The organism is Streptomyces misionensis, from assembly GCF_900104815.1.
Lineage (GTDB): Bacteria > Actinomycetota > Actinomycetes > Streptomycetales > Streptomycetaceae > Streptomyces > Streptomyces misionensis.
The window spans coordinates 5,368,801-5,387,136 of record NZ_FNTD01000004.1 but is presented as its reverse complement, the minus strand read 5'-3'; the positions used below and the strand labels follow the sequence as shown (position 1 = coordinate 5,387,136).

At 72.6% G+C, this 18,336-nt stretch carries 16 protein-coding genes; 8 read left to right on the top strand and 8 right to left on the bottom strand.

Annotated elements, in window-relative coordinates; translation table 11 throughout:
* Positions 1-25 precede the first annotated feature (25 nt).
* Together BLW85_RS26310 and BLW85_RS26305 are read left to right on the top strand one after the other, a co-directional pair.
* On the top strand, positions 26-1,282 hold the full coding sequence (locus tag BLW85_RS26310; protein WP_074993286.1) for an acyl-CoA dehydrogenase family protein: 1,257 nt from the start codon (positions 26-28) through the stop codon (positions 1,280-1,282).
* Entirely contained in the window at positions 1,279-2,082 is an 804-nt protein-coding gene (locus tag BLW85_RS26305; RefSeq protein WP_070027787.1) for an NAD(P)-dependent oxidoreductase, read from the top strand. The genes BLW85_RS26310 and BLW85_RS26305 overlap by 4 nt, the downstream gene beginning before the upstream one ends.
* Positions 2,083-2,142: 60 nt before the next feature.
* Here the strand turns inward: BLW85_RS26305 and BLW85_RS26300 are convergent, their stop codons facing one another.
* Genes BLW85_RS26300 through BLW85_RS26290 form a run of 3 tightly spaced genes read right to left on the bottom strand, consistent with a single transcriptional unit; the run spans position 2,143 to position 4,573 of the window.
* On the bottom strand, positions 2,143-3,624 hold the full coding sequence (locus BLW85_RS26300; protein WP_074993284.1) for an AMP-binding protein: 1,482 nt from the start codon (positions 3,622-3,624) through the stop codon (positions 2,143-2,145).
* Positions 3,621-4,010, bottom strand: coding sequence for a MoaF-related domain-containing protein (locus tag BLW85_RS26295; RefSeq protein ID WP_070027789.1), 390 nt, complete (start codon positions 4,008-4,010; stop codon positions 3,621-3,623). The genes BLW85_RS26300 and BLW85_RS26295 overlap by 4 nt, the downstream gene beginning before the upstream one ends.
* Positions 4,007-4,573, bottom strand: coding sequence for an NADPH-dependent FMN reductase (locus tag BLW85_RS26290; protein WP_244175047.1), 567 nt, complete (start codon positions 4,571-4,573; stop codon positions 4,007-4,009). Before BLW85_RS26290 ends, BLW85_RS26295 begins: the two co-directional genes overlap by 4 nt.
* Positions 4,574-4,825: 252 nt before the next feature.
* Between BLW85_RS26290 and BLW85_RS26285 the strand changes: the two genes are divergently transcribed.
* Both BLW85_RS26285 and BLW85_RS26280 read left to right on the top strand, forming a co-directional pair.
* A complete protein-coding gene (locus BLW85_RS26285) occupies positions 4,826-6,430 on the top strand; it encodes an HAL/PAL/TAL family ammonia-lyase (RefSeq protein WP_074993278.1) in 1,605 nt (534 codons plus the stop codon).
* On the top strand, positions 6,427-7,569 hold the full coding sequence (locus BLW85_RS26280; RefSeq protein ID WP_070027792.1) for a beta-ketoacyl-[acyl-carrier-protein] synthase family protein: 1,143 nt from the start codon (positions 6,427-6,429) through the stop codon (positions 7,567-7,569). Before BLW85_RS26285 ends, BLW85_RS26280 begins: the two co-directional genes overlap by 4 nt.
* 39 nt (positions 7,570-7,608) lie before the next feature.
* Here the strand turns inward: BLW85_RS26280 and BLW85_RS26275 are convergent, their stop codons facing one another.
* From BLW85_RS26275 to BLW85_RS26265, 3 genes are all read right to left on the bottom strand, one after another.
* The gene (locus tag BLW85_RS26275) at positions 7,609-10,023 is read right to left on the bottom strand and encodes a P-loop NTPase family protein (RefSeq protein WP_074993276.1); all 2,415 of its coding nucleotides are present in this window, start codon (positions 10,021-10,023) and stop codon (positions 7,609-7,611) included.
* A 283-nt stretch (positions 10,024-10,306) separates the two neighbouring features.
* Positions 10,307-10,630 (bottom strand): STAS domain-containing protein, encoded by a 324-nt coding sequence (locus BLW85_RS26270; RefSeq protein ID WP_070027794.1) that lies wholly within the window; start codon positions 10,628-10,630, stop codon positions 10,307-10,309.
* Positions 10,631-10,820: 190 nt separating this feature from the next.
* Entirely contained in the window at positions 10,821-11,669 is an 849-nt protein-coding gene (locus BLW85_RS26265; protein ID WP_074993274.1) for a 3-hydroxyacyl-CoA dehydrogenase family protein, read from the bottom strand.
* 227 nt (positions 11,670-11,896) lie between these two features.
* On the opposite strand from BLW85_RS26265, the gene BLW85_RS26260 reads away from it, so the two are divergent.
* Both BLW85_RS26260 and BLW85_RS26255 read left to right on the top strand, forming a co-directional pair.
* A complete protein-coding gene (locus BLW85_RS26260) occupies positions 11,897-12,739 on the top strand; it encodes a helix-turn-helix domain-containing protein (RefSeq protein WP_070027796.1) in 843 nt (280 codons plus the stop codon).
* Positions 12,721-12,927: a DUF397 domain-containing protein gene (locus tag BLW85_RS26255; RefSeq protein ID WP_070027797.1), complete on the top strand. Its 207-nt coding sequence runs from the start codon at positions 12,721-12,723 to the stop codon at positions 12,925-12,927. The genes BLW85_RS26260 and BLW85_RS26255 overlap by 19 nt, the downstream gene beginning before the upstream one ends.
* Positions 12,928-12,991: 64 nt before the next feature.
* Here the strand turns inward: BLW85_RS26255 and BLW85_RS26250 are convergent, their stop codons facing one another.
* Both BLW85_RS26250 and BLW85_RS26245 read right to left on the bottom strand, forming a co-directional pair.
* Positions 12,992-15,943, bottom strand: a complete 2,952-nt coding sequence (locus BLW85_RS26250) for a DUF7507 domain-containing protein (protein WP_143060465.1) — start codon at positions 15,941-15,943, stop codon at positions 12,992-12,994.
* Between the two features lie 77 nt (positions 15,944-16,020).
* Complete coding sequence (locus BLW85_RS26245) at positions 16,021-16,695, bottom strand: TetR/AcrR family transcriptional regulator (protein ID WP_070027799.1); 675 nt, start codon at positions 16,693-16,695, stop codon at positions 16,021-16,023.
* 80 nt (positions 16,696-16,775) lie between these two features.
* On the opposite strand from BLW85_RS26245, the gene BLW85_RS26240 reads away from it, so the two are divergent.
* Both BLW85_RS26240 and BLW85_RS26235 read left to right on the top strand, forming a co-directional pair.
* Positions 16,776-17,558, top strand: a complete 783-nt coding sequence (locus BLW85_RS26240) for an ABC transporter ATP-binding protein (protein ID WP_070027800.1) — start codon at positions 16,776-16,778, stop codon at positions 17,556-17,558.
* Positions 17,559-17,577: 19 nt separating this feature from the next.
* Positions 17,578-18,327 (top strand): ABC transporter permease, encoded by a 750-nt coding sequence (locus BLW85_RS26235; protein WP_074993270.1) that lies wholly within the window; start codon positions 17,578-17,580, stop codon positions 18,325-18,327.
* The last annotated feature ends 9 nt before the right edge of the window (positions 18,328-18,336 follow it).

Below are 18,336 nucleotides of genomic sequence, written 5' to 3'. Positions count from 1 at the left end.
GCACGACTCACAGGGGGAACCGCTCATGACCGTCACCGAGACCCACGCGGACACCGCCGCACCGCCGTCCTGGGACGCCCCGCCCGCCTCGGCGGCCGACGTCCTCGACCGGGCCCGGCAGACCGTGCCGTGGCTGCGGCGGGCCGCCGGCGAGATCGAGGAGGGGCGCCGGCTGCCCGACCACGTCGTCGAGCTGCTGCGTCAGGCGGGGGTGTGGCGCGCGGCCATGCCCGCCGACCGGGGCGGCCCCGACCTGACCTCCGCGCAGCAGGCTCGGCTGCTGGAGATCATCGCCCAGGGCGACGCCTCGGCCGCCTGGTGCGCGATGATCGGCATGGACTCCGGCATCTACGCCGGATACCTGCCGGACGCGACGGCCCGCACCCTGTACGCGGACCTGGACACGATCACCGCGGGGGCGCTGCTGCCGACCGGCACCGCCGAGCGGACGGACGGCGGCTACCGGATCGGCGGCAGGTGGCGGTTCGCCTCCTGCGTCAACCACTGCCAGGTGCTCATGGCCTCCTGCATGGTGCAGGAGCGGGGGCGGCCCGTGCCGGACCCGCTGACCGGCGAGCCCCGGCAGTGGCGGGTCTTCGCGGCCCGGCCCGAGCAGTTCCAGGTCCTCGACACCTGGCACACCACCGGGCTGGCGGGTTCCGGCAGCCACGACTACCAGACCGAAAACCTGTTCGTCCCCGACGACCACGTCTTCACGCTCGCCCGGCCCCGCCAGGACCGCGTCCTGCTGCGCACCCCGGACGCGGTGCAGCGCAAGATGCCCGGCATCCCGCTCGGCATGGCCCGCGCCGCCCTCGACCATGTCATCGGCCTCGCCGCGGGCCGCCGCGACCGGGAGACCGGCACCCCCTGGCTCGACGACCCGCGGGTGCACGAGGCGATCGGGCGCAGCGAGATGGAGCTGGCCGCCGCCCGCGCCGGCGTCTACGAGACGCTGCGCGTCCAGTGGGAGCTGCTCGACTCCGGCGGCGGCGACCTGCGGGCCGCGCGCGTCGGCACCGCGCTGGCGCGCACCTTCGCCTTCCGGACCGCCCGGGGCATCGTCCAGCGCCTGTACGACCTCGTCGGCGGCTCGGCGGTCTACCGCACCAGTCCGCTGGACCGCTGGCTGCGGGACGCCAACACCATGTGCCAGCACGCCGTCGCCCAGGACGCCGTGCTCCAGATGGCCGGGGTCGTCGCCCTGGGCGGCGAGCCGCCGAACCCCGTCAACCCCGCCCTCGCCGTGTCCCTCCCGGCCGCCGTGGAGGACCTGTCGTGAAGGTCGCCGTGATCGGGCACACCGGCATGACCGGCCGGGCCCTGACCGAGGTCCTGCTGCGCCGCGGGCACCGGGTCACCGGAGTCTCCCGCGGCCGGCTCGCCGGGCCCGCCGGGCAGCTCGCCGAGGCCGCCTGCGACGTGTTCGACGTGCCGGCCCTCACGGAGCGGCTGCGCGGGCACGACGTCGTCGTCTCGTGCTTCTCCGGCGGTCACGAGGTCGATCTGGAGGTCTACTACCGGCAGGCCGAGGGCACCCGGCGCATCCTCCAGGCCCATGTCCGCTCCGGCGCCGGCTATCTGATGTACGTCGGCGGCGCGGCCAGCCTGTACGTCGAGCCGGGGCTCCAGATGTTCGACGATCCCCGGTTCCCCGCCTGGTACTTCGGCGTGATGCCCGCCGAGCACCTCACCTGGCTGGGCGAGATCACCAAGGAGTCGTTCTTCCACGAGGCCGCCCGCCGCAAGCTGAGCGGCGCGATACCCGCGGGGGCGACCGATCCCGAGCTGGAGGAGCGGGTCAGGAACTGGACCCGGGTGCCGCTCCTGGAGGGCTGCCGGATCGCCCTGGACCTGTTCGAGCACCGGCGCGACCTGCGCTGGTCGTTCCTGTCGCCGCCGTGGCTGTACCGGCCGGGCCCCGGCACCGGCGGCTACCGCCTGGGCGTCGACTTCATGCTGTTCGACCAGGGCGTGCCCGCCGGGATCGACCTGCCGGACCTGGCGCTCGCCCTCGCCGACGAGGTGGAGCGGCAGGCCCTGGTGCACAAGCACTGGACGGTCGCGGGACGCCGTCCCTGACGCGGTGCGCCGGTCCCGCGTCCGAGGCGTGGGACCGGCGCACGGCGAGCGGCACCTCGGTCAGGCGTCCGGGGGAGCCTCCCGCGCCAGCCGGGCGACGAGGTCGGTGCGCCGGATCTTCCCGGTGGGGGTGCGCGGCAGCCGGGGCACGAAGCGCACCGACCGGGGCACCTTGAACGCGGCGAGTTCGCCGCGCAGCCGCTCCCGGATCTGCTCCCCGGTCAGCCGGGCGCCGTCCTCCAGGACGACGAAGGCGGCGCCGACCTGCCCCCACTCCGCGTCGTCCACCCCGACCACGACGCTCTCCCGGACCCCATCCAGGGCGTCGAGACGGGCCTCGACCTCGGCCGGGTACACGTTCTCGCCGCCGGAGATGAACATGTCCTTGACCCGGTCGACGACGTGGAGGCGGCCGTTGTCCAGGCGCACCGCGTCGCCGGTTCGGAACCAGCCGTCGTCCATGGCCTCGGCGGTCGCCTCGGGCTGCCCGTGGTAGCCGGTGAACAGGTGCGGGCCGCGCACCCACAGCTCGCCCGCCCCGCCCCGGGTGGTGCGGACGCTGAGGTCGGTGAAGAAGTGCGGGACGCCCGCGGACAGGGGTTCGGCGGCCGCCGTGCGCTCCGTGGCGAGGGTGACGCCCGGGGCGGCCTCGGTCATGCCGTAGCCCTGGAGGAGGGTGACGCCCTTGGCCCGCCAGGCGTCGACCACCTGCCGGTCGGCCGGGGAGCCGCCGTAGACGACGTAGCGCAGCGCGGACAGGTCCGCGTCCTCGAAGGCGGGGTCGTCGCTCATCATCCGCAGCATGGTCGGCACGGCCGTGAACGCGGTGATCCGCCGCTCCTCGATGGTCTTCAGCGCCTTGCCGGCCGAGAACCGCTGGACCAGCAGGCTGCCGCCCTTGAACAGGGTGGGCAGGCCGACCTGTCCGAGCCCGGTGGCGTGGAAGAGGGGGGCGATGACCAGCGCCCGGTCGGTGGACAGGACGTCGACGTGGGCGAGTTGGTTGACGGTGTTGAAGAGCAGGCTGCCGTGGGAGAGGACGGCGCCCTTGGGCATGCCGGTGGTGCCGCTGGTGTAGAGGATGACGGCGGGGTCGTCGAGGGTGACGTCGCGGCGCGGCGGGGCGTCCCCGGCCTGCGTCATGGCCTCCTGGCCGCCGGGGCCGCAGACGCGTGCGATGCCGCCCGCGGCGACCTCGGCGGTGATGCGCTGGTCGTCGTCGTGGAACAGGGCGGCCGGGGCGCAGTCCTTGAGGACGTCGAGGAGTTCGGGGAAGGCCAGGCGGGGGCTGACGGGCACGAACACGGCGCCGAGCCGGCAGACCGCGAAGAACAGCTCGAACGCCTGAGGGCGGTTCCAGCCGAGGTGGGCGACCCGGTCGCCGTGCCGGATGCCCGTGGCGGCGAGCGCGGCGGCGAGGCGGTCGACGCGGGCGGCGAGTTCGCCGTAGCCGATCGGGTCCCCGTCGCCGCCGAGCGCGGGGGCGGTGGGGTCGATACGGGAGCGCCGGTACGGCCAGCTCCCGGTTCCCTGGTCGCTCACCGGGCGTCTTCCCCGGTCCGGCCCTCGACGGACAGCAGGCGCCCGATGTCGAAGAACTCCCACTGGTTGGGCGGCATCATCGCGCTGACGTGGATCAGCCGTTCGGCGAGGTCGAGGAGGAGGGTGACGTGGACGCCGGGCTTGACGGTCCAGGTCACCAGATACAGACCGGAGCGGACCAGCCGGGCCCGGTAGGGCAGGGTGACGGTGTGCGGCGGGGCGGAGCCCGCCAGTAAGCGGAAGGTGAGGGTGTCCGCTCCGAATTCCATCCGGTAGTGGTTTCCGGTGGAGTACACGTATTCGACGGACGTGCCGTCGAGTTCGGTGGTGGACGGCCCTCCGATCTTGTCTTCCTGTGCCGGAGGGGCGAATTCACTTGCCGTCATGATGCCTTTTCCTGTCGATATCCGGGAACCCTGGCCTCGGCGAATTCGGTGATGTGCCGGGCCATGATCTCCAAATGGCTCTGGATGTGCGGGTCCTGGCACGCCCCGGCCTGGCCGAAACGGACGCGCGAGCTGTCGACGGCGACACCGAGCGGGGTGGGCCAGCCGCGCAGCGCGTGGACGGTGGCGCGCAGGGAGGCGAGCGCCGAGGCGGCCCCCTGGGCTCCGTAGGCGGTGGCGAGACAGCCGACGGGACGCGAGCTGAAGTACGGCTGCGGCCGCCGGCGGAGGTCTTCGGCGTGGTCGAGGGCGTTCTTCACCAGGCCGGACATGCCTCCGTGGTAGGCGGGCGTGGCGATGACCAGGCCGTCGGCCGAGGCCATGAGGTCCACCAGGCGCCGCCGCCGGGGGTGGCCGGTGTCCTCCGGGGTGTAGTGGGGCAGGTCGAGGTCGTGCCCGCTCAGGCACACGGTGCGGGCGCCGAGCCGCTCGATCTCCTTCAGGGCCGCCCGGAGCGCCTGTTCGGTGGAGGAGCCGGGCCGAGTGGAGCCTCCGATTCCCACGATCGTCAAACGAGCGAGCGTCACCTATTCTCCCTGTCGGCAAGAGGAATGAAGGCCTCCGTGGGCCACTGAAAGGCGCGGGTGCGCATAGGGAACCTTATGCGGGTGACGCCGCCGGATGCGATCGCCGGCCCTTATCGGGCCGATAAGCAGTCACTGTTGGCTCCCGGTCGACTGTCGAACGTAGTGTCGTTCGCAACCCACTTGAGTCCTGGCACTCATCAGCGTGTCCGCAAGCGGAAAGGCACCCTTGTGAAGGACGTCATCATCGACGGAAAGTCCCTCACGCTGGACGACGTGGCGGCCGTCGCCCGCCCGGGCCGTGCACTCGGCCTCGTCCACCCCGATGTCGCGCAGAAGGCGGTCAAGCGCTCCCGCGACCTCAAGCTGGACCTCATCGCCACCGGCCAGCCGATCTACGGCGTCACCACCGGCTTCGGCGACAGCGTGGTCAACCAGATAGCCCCGCAGAAGGCCGCCGAACTCCAGCGGCACCTGGTCACCTACCACCTCAACGGCACGGGTCCGCTGGCGCCGGCCGAGGTCGTCCGCGCCACCCTCCTCATCCGCGCCAACTGCCTGGCCCGCGGCAACTCCGGCGTCCAGCCGGACGTCATCGGCCTGCTGCTCGACTTCCTGCGCCACGACGTCCTGCCCCGGGTGCCCGAGCGCGGCTCGGTCGGCGCCTCCGGCGACCTCGTTCCCCTCTGCTATGTCGCCAACGCCCTCTTCGGGGAGGGCGAGGTCGACTACCGGGGCGAGGTGCGGCCCGCCGCCGACGTCCTGGCACAGCTGGGGCTCACGCCCGTCGTCCCCGAGGCCAAGGACGGTCTCGGCCTGATCAACGGCACCAGTTTCTCGGCCGCGTTCGCCGTCCTCGCCACCCGGGACGCCGCACAGCTCGCGCGGGTCGCCGATGTCGCCACCGCCCTCGCCAGCGAGGCCCTGCTGGGCAACCGCGGGCACTTCGACTCCTTCATCCACGAGCAGCGCCCGCACCGCGGGCAGCTCGCCTCGGCCGCCCACCTGGGCCGGCTCCTCGACGGCTCCGGCCTGTCCCTCCCGCACGACCAGGTCGTCGGCTCCAACGACCCGCTGGACGGAAAGGGCCACGGCAAGCTCAAGCGCTCCATCCAGGACCGCTACTCGCTGCGCTGCGCCCCCCATGTCGCCGGGGTGCTGCGGGACACGATCGAGTGGGTGGACGGCTGGCTGGAGACGGAGATCAACGCCTCCACCGACAATCCGCTCTTCGACGCCGAGAGCGGCCGGGTGCACTCGGGCGGGAACTTCTACGCCGGCCATGTCGTGCAGGCCATGGACTCGCTGAAGGTCGCCGTCGCCTCCGTCGCCGACCTGCTGGACCGCCAGCTCGAGCTCCTGGTCGACGCCAAGTACAACAACGGCCTGACCGAGAACCTCGTCCCGCGCACCGAGGGCGACGCCTGGGAGAAGGGCCTGCACCACGGCTTCAAGGGCATGCAGATCGCCTGCTCCGCGCTGACCGCTGAGGCGCTCAAGCACGCCGGGCCCGCGACCGTGTTCTCCCGCTCCACCGAGGCGCACAACCAGGACAAGGTGTCCATGGCGCCGATAGCCGCCCGCGACGCCCGCCGCATCGTGGAACTCACCCAGGAGGTCGCCGCGATCCAGATCCTGGCCGCCTGCCAGGCCCTCGATCTGCGCGGCACCGGCGACATGGCCCCGCGCACCAGGGCCGTGCACGCCCTCGTGCGCACGCGGGTGCCGTTCGTGGACGCCGACCGGCGGATGGACGGCGACATCGCCGAGGTCGTCGCGCTCATCCGCTCGGGCGCCCTGCTGGCGGCGACCGGCACGGAAGGAGAACAGCGGTGACCCGCACGGCCCAGGCCGACCCGGTCCTGCTGGGGATCGCCGCCGAACTGCCCGGGTCCGCCATCACCACGGACGAACTCCTGGATTCCAGCCGTCACCTGATGTCCGACCGGCTCGCCGCCATGCTCACCACCCTGGGCATCGACAAGCGGCACTCGGTCCTCGCCAACTACCCCGACGTCGTCTTCAAGGGCGCCGAACCCGAGACCGGCGTCCTCACCGCGGACCTCGCCGTCGCGTCCGCGCGGGCCGCCCTCGCGAAGGCGGGCACCGACCCGGCCGGCATCGGGCTCGTCCTCGGCGTCACCTCCAGCCCCGGCCGCCTGCTGCCCTCGCTGGTGTGCGACGTGATCGCCAAGATGCCCGAACTCCCGCGCGACTGCGCCAACCTCGCGATCGAGTACATGGGCTGCTCGGCCATGGCCAAGGTGGTGGACACCGCCCGCTGGTACCTGACCGCCAACCCGGGCCGTACGGTGCTCGCGGTGTTCACCGAGGCCATCACGCCCCTGTCCCCGCCGCTGGACGGCACCCTGTACCGGCACTTCACCGAGATCGCGCCCGCCGAGCGGCAGCGCACGGTCGACGCGCTGCACTCGTTCCTGTTCGCCGACGCCTCCGTGGCCATGGTCTTCGGCGACGAGGGCGGGGGCCCGGTGTTCGGTCCGGTCGCCAACCTGACCAACGACCTGCCGGAGGACACCGAGCTGGGCACGGTCCCCGACGGCGGCTCCGACATCCCCGTGGTCCTCGCCGACCACGGCCGCCGGCTGTACACCCTCTCCCCCGACGTCACCCCGCGCGGCGGCCACTACGCCACCACCACCGCCGAGGCCGCCCTCGCGGGCTCCGCCCTGTCGTCGGCGGCGGATGCGTCGGTGCTGCTGATGCACACCGGCAGCACCCGCATCCTGGACTCGCTGTGCGCCGGGTTCGGCGTCGACCCGCACGACGCGAAGGTGGCGTCGTCGTACCGGGTGCTGCGCGACCACGCCAACACCCTCGGCTGTTCGGTGCCGTTGATGTTCGCGGAGGACACCCGCCGTCCGGCCGGGGAGGGGCTCGCGATCGCCTTCGGCCTCTCCTTCTCCGCCGGCGCCTTCACCGTCCGTTTCCCGGACGGCGGCTGGCGCCCCTGACCGGCCGGGCGGGCGGTGACACCGCCCGCCACGGGGCCCCTACAGCGCGGGACCCGGGTCCGTCGGCGTCGCCGGCTCGGTGGGCCCGGGGGCCGGCGCCGACTTCGTGAACGGCGCCATCGAGTCGCCGGTGGGGTCCGTGGACGGGTCCGTGGGCGTCGGCGGGGTGGGCGGGGTGGCCGGCGAGGACGACGTGGGGGGCGGTGTGGTCGGCTTGGTCGGCGGGTCCGTCGGCTTCGTCTTGGTCGGGGTCGGCGTCGGCGTCGGTGTCGGCGACGCGTCCCCGCTGCCGGTGCTCCCCGTCCCGCTCGGGTCGGCCGGCGCGCTGTCGGACGCGGACGGCCGCGGCGTGGCGCTCGTACCGGTGTACGTGCCCGCCGGGCCCGAGGCCGAGGGCCGGATTGCGGGCGGCTGCGCGGGCGTTCCGCTGTCCTGGCCCGGGTCGGCGTCCACCGTGGAGTCCCCGGCGTCCTGGCTCGCCGACGGGTTGACGTCGGCCCGCCCGGCGGGGTTCTTGTCGTCGCCCTCGTGGGACGTCATGCCCAGCGTCACCACGGTGCCGAGCACCGCGGCGAGCAGTGCCCCGGAACCGGCCGCCACCATGTTGCGGCGGGCGAGCCGCCGGATGCCGAGCCCCCGGGCGGACGGCGCGGTCACCTGGGGCGTGACCAGGGTGTCGGGGACCGGGGCCGGGGTGGGCGGCGCGGCGCGGCCCGGCTCGGGCTCCTGCTCCCCCACCGCCGGTACCGGCACCCCGGGCAGTTCCCCGGCCCGGTCCGCGACCAGCGCGAGGGCCCGCCGTCCGGCGACGGTGCCCCGCTTGTCGGCGAGCGCGCCGCGCAGCCCGATCGAGGTCTCCAGTTCGGCGCGGGCCCGGTCGAGCCGGCCCGCGCAGAGCGCGAGAATGCCCAACTCGTGGTGGAAGTACGCCTGTTCGGTCACGTCGCCGGTGTGCAGCGAGGCTTCGGCCCCGTAGCGCAGGGCCCGTTCCCAGGCGCTCCAGTGCAGGGCCGCCGCGAAGGCGGGCGCCGCCGTGCGGGCGAGCCGCACCGCGTGCTCGTCCTCGCCCCCGGCGGGCGGCACCACGGCCGCGAGCGCCGCGAGCACCGCGTCGGCCTCGGCGCCCACCCGCTCCGGAGTGACCGAGGGGTGCCCGGCCCACCAGGCGTAGTGCTGGGCGGCGGTACGGGCCCGCTCCGGGGCGTCGTCGCCGTACCCGGCGGCCTCCAGCTGGGTCTGGACGCCGGCCGCGAGCCGGTAGCGGGAGCCGACCGGGGAGACCAGCCCGCAGGCCGCCAGTTCCCCGAGGGCCGCGTCGGCGTGGGTGTCGCCGACCATCGCGGGCAGGTGCGCCTGGTGCGGCACCTCGCCGCCGAGGGCGACCGCGAAGCGCAGGGCGGCGCGGGCACAGGCGCTGAGCCGGGCGGCGAGCAGCGGGGCGGGCGCGGCGGCTTCGCCGAGCGAGGGCAGCGGCACGGCCGCGCCGTCGAGCTCCCGCACCTGGCCGACCACGGGGCGGACGTCCTCGAAGACGCCGTACTCGTCCACCGCGCCGGTCTCGGCGCGCAGTTGGTCGCGCTGCCGCAGCAGGGCACCCGCCTGCACGAAGCGCAGCGGCAGTCCCTCGGACTCGAACCAGAGGTCGCCCGCCCAGTTGGCCTCCTCCTCGGTGAGCACCCGCCCGGCCGTGCGCTCCAGGATCTCCACCCCGCCGGCCCGGTCGAGTCCGGCCAGGAAGACCTCCTCGACGTCGGCTTCGGCGGAGGGCGCGGGCACGTCCGGGGTGGCGGCGAGCAGGAAGGCGCACTCGGGGGTGGCGTCCAGCAGTTCGTCCAGTTCGGCGCCGCCGAACTGGAGGTCGTCCAGGACGACGACCGCGCCGATCTCCGCGAGCGGTGCCCGCAGTTCGACGCGTTCGGGGCGGTGGCCGGGGGCGTCGTAGACGGTGTGGAAGAGGTCGTGCAGCAGGTCGTCGGCGGTGCGCTGGAAGCCGTTCAGGCGCACCACGCCGTCGGGCGCGAGGTCGTGGCAGTCCTCGGCGACCAGGTCGAGCAGGGCGGTGCGGCCGGAGCCGCCCGGGCCGGTCAGCCGTACGGTGCGGCCCCGGGCGAGCAGCCGGACCAGCCGCTCGCGCACGTCCTGGCGCTCCAGCAGCGGCAGCGGCTGCCGGGTCGCGCCCGGCGGCACCGGGGGCCTGGCCGCGCGTTCGGCCCCGGCGCGCTCGGCGGCGGTGCGCTTGCGCGGGCTGCCGGGGCGCTGGGCCGGCGGGCACGGCTCGATCTCGCTGCCGTCCACCGGGTTGACGGTCAGCAGCAGGTCGCCCGAGACGAGGTGCGCCGTACGGGCGGGCGCGGGCGCGCCAGGGCCGAAGTCGGCGATGAGGGGGTCCCGGGGCGGACGGCGGCTGCCCGCCGCCATGTGCTCCTCGGGTCCCGGGCTGCTGATCGGGTCCATGGGTTCAAGCCCCCCATAAGCGTCGTGTGCTCGTGATCCGGCCCCTCCCGGTCTGCCGCACACCGCGCTGTCGCTCCGGTCCGGGCCCGCTCGGTCGAGGGGTGCGAGTCAGGCGGGCGACTCGGGCGGGCGAGGGAACACTAAACCTTCGCCCAGTATCCACGACAGGGCGGGGGTGCCGTATCCCGCGACGGCAGGCTCCGTACGGTCCGACACGTCACGTTCCGGCGCGGATTGCGCCCGGGCCCGGCCCGGGGCCGTCCTCGAACCCGCGACCGGGGGATCAGACGCGCGGCAGCGATTCGACGCCGATGCCGCCCTCGATGGCGAGGATGCGGTGCAGCCGGGTGGCCACCAACAGGCGCTGCATCTGCGGCGGTACGCCGCGCAGCACCAGACGGCGACCGCAGCGGCCGGCCCGCCGGTGGGCCCCCATGATCACCCCGAGTCCGGTGGCGTCCCAGGAGTCCAGTTCGGACAGGTCGAGCACCAGGTCGCCGGCGCCGTCGTCGACTGCCGAGTGCAGGGCCGTACGGGCGTCCGCCGCGCTGCGGACGTCGAGGCGCCCCCCGACGACCAGCTCGGCGTGGTCGCCCCTGATGTGCATATGCGCTCCCCGTTGAGTGCGGTTTGGCGTTCTCCGTGTCGATGCTGTGCACCGTCTGACTGAATGCGTGGCGGTGCGGTTGCTGCTTGTAAGCGAACCGATACCGAATTCACCCCTGGGAGTGATGTTCCGGGGGTGAATTCGGTGACGATCCGCTTTCGTACTCGCTCAGTACCTGCTCAGTACGTGCTCAGTACGTGTAGAAGCCCTGCCCGCTCTTGCGGCCGATGTCACCGGCATCCACCATCCGGCGCATCAGCTCCGGCGGGGCGAACTTCTCGTCCTGGGTCTCGGTGTAGATGTTGCCGGTGGCGTGCAGCAGGATGTCCACGCCGGTCAGGTCGGTGGTGGCGAGCGGGCCCATGGCGTGGCCGAAGCCGAGCTTGCAGGCGAGGTCGATGTCCTCGGCGGTGGCGACGCCCGACTCGTAGAGCTTGACGGCCTCCACGACGAGGGCGGAGATGAGGCGGGTGGTGACGAACCCGGCGACGTCCCGGTTGACCACGATGCAGATCTTGCCGACCGACTCGGCGAACTCCCGCGCGGTGGCGAGGGCTTCGTCGCTCGTCTTGTACCCGCGGACCAGCTCGACCAGCTTCATCATCGGCACCGGCGAGAAGAAGTGCACGCCGACGACCCGTTCGGGCCGCTCGGTGGCCGCAGCGATCTTGGTGATCGGGATGGCGGAGGTGTTGGAGGCGAGCACGGTGTCCTCGCGCACGATCTTGTCGAGCGCGCGGAAGATCTCGTGCTTGACCTCCAGCTTCTCGAAGACGGCCTCCACCACGACGTCCGCGTCGGCGGCGGCGTCCAGGTCGGTGGTCGGGGTGATCCGGCCGAGGGCGGCGTCGGCGTCGTGCGCCTCCATCTTGCCCTTGCTCACGAACTTGTCGTACGACGCCTTGATGGCGTCGGTGCCACGCGTGAGCGCCTCGTCGGTGACATCGCGGAGGACGACCTCCCAGCCCGCCTGCGCGGCGACCTGAGCGATACCGGACCCCATGAGACCGGCCCCGATGACGGCGAGCTTCCCTGCCACTCCGACTCCCTCTTCCCGCTGTTACCCGCTGTGGACGTGTGCCTCTTCGGCGGACGATAGCGCTCGTGAGGCCGGTTGAGTACGGTAAGTAACGCGCGTCACTGTCTCAGGGGCTGAGACTCCGGTCACGTCAATTCCTCGCGGACTCAAGCGTTTTGTCCCCCTGCCGACGGCCCGGCCGATACGCTGCGTGGCCAGATCGCTACGTTTCCCATCGGGGGTGTGCCATGCCACCGCGAAAAGTGGTCACGGGCCGCAGCCAGGAGCCTCGCCGGCGGTACGCGGAGGAACTGCGCCGGCTGCGTCTCGCCAAGGGCTTGACCCTGCGTGAGCTGGCCGCGCTGGTCGGCTGGGACGCCTCTCTCTTCGGCAAGCTGGAGACCGGCAGCACGCTGGGCAGCCCGGACGTGGCGGAGGCGCTGGACCAGTTCTACGGGACGCCGGGGTTGTTGCTGGCGATGTGGGAGATGGCGCTCGGGGACCCAACGCAGTTCAGAGAGAAATACCGGCGATACATGGCGCTGGAGGCGGAGGCGGTGAGTCTCTGGCATTACGGTGCCAGCGCGGTACCGGGCCTGCTCCAGACCGCTGGTTACGCGCGCGAAGCGCTTGCCGCTGGCTGGATCAAGGACGACGAACTGGACCAGCAGGTCGAAGCGCGTTTGGGACGGCGCAAGTTACTGGAGGGCGACAGCCCTCCCCTGTTCCGGGTCATCCTCTCCGAGGCAGTGCTGCGCACTTCCCTGCGTGACAAGGAGGCGTGGCGGGAGCAGCTGCAACATTTGGCGGAGGCTGCCGAGCGCCCCAACATCACCATCCAGGTCCTGCCGTTCAGTGCCGGTCCCCACGGTCTGATGAACACGAACGTGAAGTTCCTGCGGCTGCCCGACGGGCACACAGTCGCCTATACGGAAAACGACCTGCGCGGTGAGTTGGTGGAAGACAGCGCCACAGTCGAGGAGTTGCAGCGTAGGTACGATGCGATGCGCGACCTCGCCCTGTCCCCGGCCGAGACGCTCAAATTCATCCTGCGGATGTTGGAGGAACTGCCGTGCGAGCCACCGACCTGAGCGACGTGACCTGGCGCAAGAGCAGCTACAGCAACACCAGCGGCGGCGATTGCCTCGAAGTCTCCGACGACCTCCCCTCCTCCGTCCCCGTCCGTGACAGCAAGACCCCCCACGGCCCCGTCCTCCTCTTCACCGACCCGGCCTGGGCGGCCTTCGTCGGGGCGGTCGGGCGCGGGGTGCTGGACTGATGGAAAAGCCCCCGGCGCCGCCCTTTCGGGACGGCGCCGGGGGTCGTGTCCGACGGCCTGGACCTCAGCTGTCGGCGCGCTGCTTCCCCCGGTCGTCACAGCCGTAGTCGCAGGGCTTCCCGGGCTTCCCCGGCTCCCCGTTGACGGTGATGCTGGCCCGCGCCGGCTCGCTGACGACCTGGTTGCCGTCCGGGTCCGTGCCGGTCGCGCGGGCGGTGTTGGTGATGACGCACTCCTTGCCGCCGTAGCCGTCCTTGCCGCCCTTGCCGCCGTCCGCGCACCGGTCCAGGTCGGCCTGGGTGACCGTGAACGTGCCGTGGCAGGTGGTGGAGGCGCCGGGGGCCAGCGTGGTCGCGTCACAGGTGACGCCGGTGACGAGGTCGTCGTTCACCCGGACGTCGCGCAGGGTGGTGTTGCCGGTGTTGGTGACCGTGTAGGCGTACTCCACCCTGGACCCGACCTCGAACGGGCCCGCCGAGACCACGCGCTTGCGCAGGGTGATCCGCGACTCCCCGAGGGGGACCGTGACGCTGGCCACGGCGAGTTCGCTGACGACCTCGCGGCCCTGCGGGTCGGTCGCACTGGCCCTCGCCACGTTGACGATGACGCACTGCGTGGTGTCACCGCTGTTCCGGCAGGCGTCGATGTCCGCCTGGGTGATGGTGTACGAACCGTGGCAGGTGGTGGAGGCACCGGGCGCCAGCGTGGTCGTGCCGCAGATGACGTCGCCGACCCGGTCGTCGCTCACCCGCACGTCGTGCAGGGTGGTGTTGCCGGTGTTGTGGACGGTGTACGTGTACTCGACCGTCGAGCCGACCTGGTACGGGCCGCTCGACGTCACCCGCTTGTCCAGGGTGAGCCGGGGCTCGGTGATCGGCACGGTGACGTTCGCTTCGGCGGGCTCGCTGACGATCTCCCGGCCCTGCGGGTCGGTGCCGCCCGCCTGCGCCACGTTGGTGATGACGCACTCCGTGGTCGCGCCGCCCTCCCGGCAGGTGTCGATGTCCGCCTGGGTGATGGTGTACGAACCGTGGCAGGTGGTGGAGGCACCGGGGGCCAGCGTGGTCGCGTCACAGGTGACGTCGCTCGCGTGGTCGTCCAGGACCATCACGTTGTGCAGGGGGGTGCTGCCGGTGTTGGTGACGGTGTACGCGTAGTCGACCCGCGAACCGGCCTGGTACGGGCCGCTCGACGTCACGCGCTTCGTCACGGTGACGTGCGGCTGCCCGACCGGGAGGGTCGCCTCGGTCTCCGGAGAGGTGACCGTCTCGCCGTCCGTCGTACCCGTCACCGTGGCGGTGTTGGTCACCGAACCGGCCGTGCCGTCGGCCGCGGTGATGGTGTAGGTGCCGGTGCAGGTGGTGGTGTCACCGGGCTCCTCCGCGGGGGCGAGGGAGGTCGCCTCGCAGGTGATGTCCGTGACGCGGTCGTCGTGCACCGTGATGTCGTTCAGCCGCGTCCCGCCGGTGTTGCGCACGGTGTAGCGGTAGGTGACCGTCTGCCCGACGGAGTAGGGGCCGGGGGTCGTCACCTCCTTGTCGACCTCCAGGGCCGGCGGCCGCTGGATCGGCACCGTCTCCGAGGACGGCGGCGAGGTGACCTCCTCGTCGTCGGAGAGCCCGGTCGCCACGGCGGTGTTGTCGATCGAGCCGCCGGCCGCGTCGGCGGCCGTCACGGTGTACGTCGCGGTGCAGGTGACGGTCTGTCCCACCGCGAGGTTCGTCGTGGGGCACGACACCGGGCCGATCTTCGCGTCGTTCACGGCGAGATCGGTGATGTCCGTGTTGCCGGAGTTCGTCACCACGAACTCGTACGGCACCTGCGAACCGACCGTCAGGTCGCCGGGCAGCGGCTGCCGGACCTGCTTGACCAGGTTCAGCCGGGGCAGCGGCTCGGCGCTGTGGACGACCACGTTGCGGATGAGGTGGACGTCAGTGTTCGCCCCGGTCGAGGACGCGAAGCCGAACTTGAAGGTGGAGGGCATCGGCTGGGGCGCCGGCGCGGACAGGACCTGGTGCGGGCCGCTGCCGTCGTTGAAGTCGACGGTCACGGTCACCACCGGGTTGGGCGCCGGGGTGATGTGCACGTTGACCCGGCGCCGGTCCGGCTCCAGCAGTTGCTCGGCCTCCTGCGGGGTGACGCCCGGCGGCAGCTCGGTCGTCGGGCCCTGGAGGTTGCCCGGAAGGGTCGACGGGTAGGGGCCGGTGCCGGTGAAGTTGGTGGTCGTGGCGGTGATGAAGCAGTAGCCGATGTCGCCGTTGCCCGGCCCGCGCAGGGTGATGATGTTGGGCCCCGGCGGCGGCCAGGACTCCATGGAGGGCGCGCGGTTGGGGCAGCCGTTGCCCCGGCCCTCCCCGTCCCCGAAGAAGTTGCCGTACACGTCGAGGCCGACCCCCAGGTAGCCGTGGTCGACGCCCGGCTGGAAGGGCAGGTCCGGGTTGTTGTTCTCGCGGAGCTGGGCATAGCCGAGGCTGCCGCCGAAGGCGCCCGGGTGGGTCAGCGAGGCGGCGCCGTCGACCAGGAAGAAGGAGATCCCGTCCGCGGGGCGCGCCGGGGTCGTGCTGCCGTACTGGTACTGGTCGAAGGTGACGTCGAGACCCTGCCCCGCCGGGATGGCGTGGTTGTACAGCACGGCCGAACTCTGGAAGTGGGCGGCGTCGGTCAGCCGCAGGAAGCCGTGCGGCGCCGCGTTGTTCGGCGGGACCGGTCCGATGGCGGTCGGCGCACAACCGCCCAGCGGGTGGCTCCCCGACGGCGGCGGCGTGGCCGCGGTCGGTGCGCCGGTGAGGCAGGATGCCCCCACGCCCGTGAACTCAGGGGCCGTGGCCTGGGTGAACGTCTCGTTGACCAGGGGGGAACCGGTGGCCCGCGGCTGCGGCGCGGCACTGGCGGTGCCGCCCAGCGCCAGGGGTGCTCCCGCGCCGACGACGAGGGCCAGCGCCGCCGCGGCGAGTCGGGAAACGCGCCCGCGCGGCACGGGCCGGCCGGGCGACGTAGGGGGTCGTCTTCTGCTCATGAACCGCATCAGTAGCAGTCACCCGTCCGCCTCCCCCGCTTGACAAACCGGCATATGCCCCCAATGGCCGCCGATACCTACCCCACTGCCGCATCCCCGGCGGTCCCGCCCGGGGCGCGCTCGCGCACCGCGTACCCGAGCACCCGCTCGCTCAGCAGCGCCTCCATCTCGTCCAGCAGCGCCAGCACCTCCCGCGAGACCTCGGCGGGCGGTCGGCCCTTGACCATCTCCCGGCCGATGACCCCCATGACCGTGCCGTGGAGCCAGGCGATCTGACCGGCCATCAGGTGGGGCAGGTCGTCGTCGGCGGCCGCGCCGGTCTCCTCGCGCAGGGCCTGTTCGAGGGCGGCCTGCACCTCCTGGGAGATGGCCCACAGGCGCGAGCGCAGCGCCGGGGCGGCCTCGATGACGCGCATGAAGACGGCGTAGTCCGGGAGCAGGCCGACCCGCGGGGACACCGCCTCGACCTCCTCGCGCAGCTCGCGCAGGACGGCCGCCGCCGCGGACTCCCCCTCGCGGCGGCCGCGGACCCAGCGGGCCAGGCGGTCCACCACGCCCGCGGAGCGGTCGAAGAACAGGTCCTCCTTGGCGGGGAAGTAGTTGTAGACCGTGTTGACGGAGACGTTCGCCGCGTCGGCGATCTCCGCGACCGTCACCGCGTCGAAGCCGCGCTCGACGAACAGTCCCGTGGCGACATCCGAGATGTACTGCCTGGTCTGCCGCTTCTTCCGCTCCCTGAGCCCCTCAGCCATGCCCCCGATCCTAGCTTTGCTGGTCCCCCTGAAAACTTGGAGTGATTGCAAATTTTCAGGGACTCTGTTTTTCTGTGGACATGGCAGCAGTCATCAGCGCGGCGGGACTCGCCCGCACCTTCCAGACGAAAGCCGGCCCCGTCGACGCCGTGCGCGGCATCGACCTCACCGTCCACGAGGGCGAGATCCTCGGATTCCTGGGCCCCAACGGCGCCGGCAAGACCACCACCCTGCGCATGCTCACCACCCTTCTGAAGCCGACCGGCGGCACGGCCACCGTCGCCGGGCACGACCTCGCGAGCGACCCGGCCGGGGTGCGGCGGGCCTGCGGGTACGTCGCCCAGTCCGGCGGCGTCGACCCGCAGATCACCGTGCGGGAGGAGCTGGTCACCCAGGGGCGGCTCTACCGGCTGGCCAAGGCCGACGCCGTCGCACGGGCCGGGGAACTCGCCCGCGACCTCGACCTCACCGGCCTGCTCGACCGCAAGGCGGGCGCGCTCTCCGGCGGGCAGCGGCGACGGCTGGACATCGCGATGGCCCTCACCCACCGCCCACAGGTGCTGTTCCTGGACGAACCGACCACCGGCCTCGACCCCGGCAGCCGCGCCGACCTGTGGGACCTGGTGCGCCGGCTGCGCGACGAGGGCACCACCGTCTTCCTGACCACCCACTACCTGGACGAGGCCGACGCCCTCGCCGACCGGCTGGTGATCGTCGACCGGGGCGTCGTCGCGGCCGAGGGCACCCCCGCCGCGCTCAAGCTGAAGTACGGCGGCTCCCTGGACGCCACGCTCCAGGACACCTTCCTGGCCGTCACCGGCCGCGCCCCCGCCCCCGCCGACGACGCCCCCGTCGCCGTATAGCCCCCAGGAGTCCACCGGCATGCTGCTGCACGGCACGGCCCTCGTCTACGGCCGCTACCTCCGCCAGTCCCTGCGCTCCCGCTTCGCCCTCCTCTTCGGGGTCCTCACCCCGCTGCTCTACCTGCTCTTCTTCGGCCCGCTGCTCACCGGTCTGCCGCTGGGCGGCGCGGGCAGCTCCTGGCAGGTGCTCGTGCCCGGCCTGCTGCTCCAACTCGGTCTGTTCGGCGCCCTGTTCGCGGGCTTCACGGTCATCATGGAGAACGCCCAGGGAGTGGTGGAACGGATGCGGGTCACCCCGGTCAGCCGGCTCGCCCTGCTGCTCGGCCGCGTGCTGCGCGACGCCACGGTGTTCGTGTTCCAGGCGGTGCTGCTGGTGCTGGCCGCGCTGCTGATGGGCCTGCGCGCACCGCTGCCGGGCGTGCTCATCGGCTTCGCCTTCGTCGCGCTGCTCACACTGTCCCTGGCCTCGGTGTCGTACGCGCTGGCCATGAAGGTGCGCACCCCGCAGGAGTTCGGCCCGCTGATCAACGCGGTGTCGATGCCGTCGATGCTGCTGTCCGGGCTCATGCTCCCGATGAGCCTGGCGCCCGGCTGGCTCGACGTGCTGTCGCACTTCGTCCCGTTCCGCTATCTGGTGGACGCGATGCGCGACGCCTACGTCGGCCACTACGCCACCGCGCACATGCTCTACGGCGTCCTCGTCGCCGTCGGCTTCGCCGCGCTGGCCGTGACGGCGGGCACACGGGTGTTCCGGACGGCCGGGGCGTAATTACGCTGG

Excerpts from the sequence above, each read along its gene's own strand:
- BLW85_RS26310 (WP_074993286.1), top strand. The coding sequence starts at position 26 with ATGACCGTCACCGAGACCCACGCGGACACCGCCGCACCGCCGTCCTGG.
- BLW85_RS26295 (WP_070027789.1), bottom strand. The coding sequence starts at position 4,010 with ATGACGGCAAGTGAATTCGCCCCTCCGGCACAGGAAGACAAGATCGGA.
- BLW85_RS26275 (WP_074993276.1), bottom strand. The coding sequence starts at position 10,023 with ATGGACCCGATCAGCAGCCCGGGACCCGAGGAGCACATGGCGGCGGGC.
- BLW85_RS26270 (WP_070027794.1), bottom strand. The coding sequence starts at position 10,630 with ATGCACATCAGGGGCGACCACGCCGAGCTGGTCGTCGGGGGGCGCCTC.
- BLW85_RS26260 (WP_070027796.1), top strand. The coding sequence starts at position 11,897 with ATGCCACCGCGAAAAGTGGTCACGGGCCGCAGCCAGGAGCCTCGCCGG.
- BLW85_RS26250 (WP_143060465.1), bottom strand. The coding sequence starts at position 15,943 with ATGAGCAGAAGACGACCCCCTACGTCGCCCGGCCGGCCCGTGCCGCGC.
- BLW85_RS26245 (WP_070027799.1), bottom strand. The coding sequence starts at position 16,695 with ATGGCTGAGGGGCTCAGGGAGCGGAAGAAGCGGCAGACCAGGCAGTAC.
- BLW85_RS26240 (WP_070027800.1), top strand. The coding sequence starts at position 16,776 with ATGGCAGCAGTCATCAGCGCGGCGGGACTCGCCCGCACCTTCCAGACG.
- BLW85_RS26235 (WP_074993270.1), top strand. The coding sequence starts at position 17,578 with ATGCTGCTGCACGGCACGGCCCTCGTCTACGGCCGCTACCTCCGCCAG.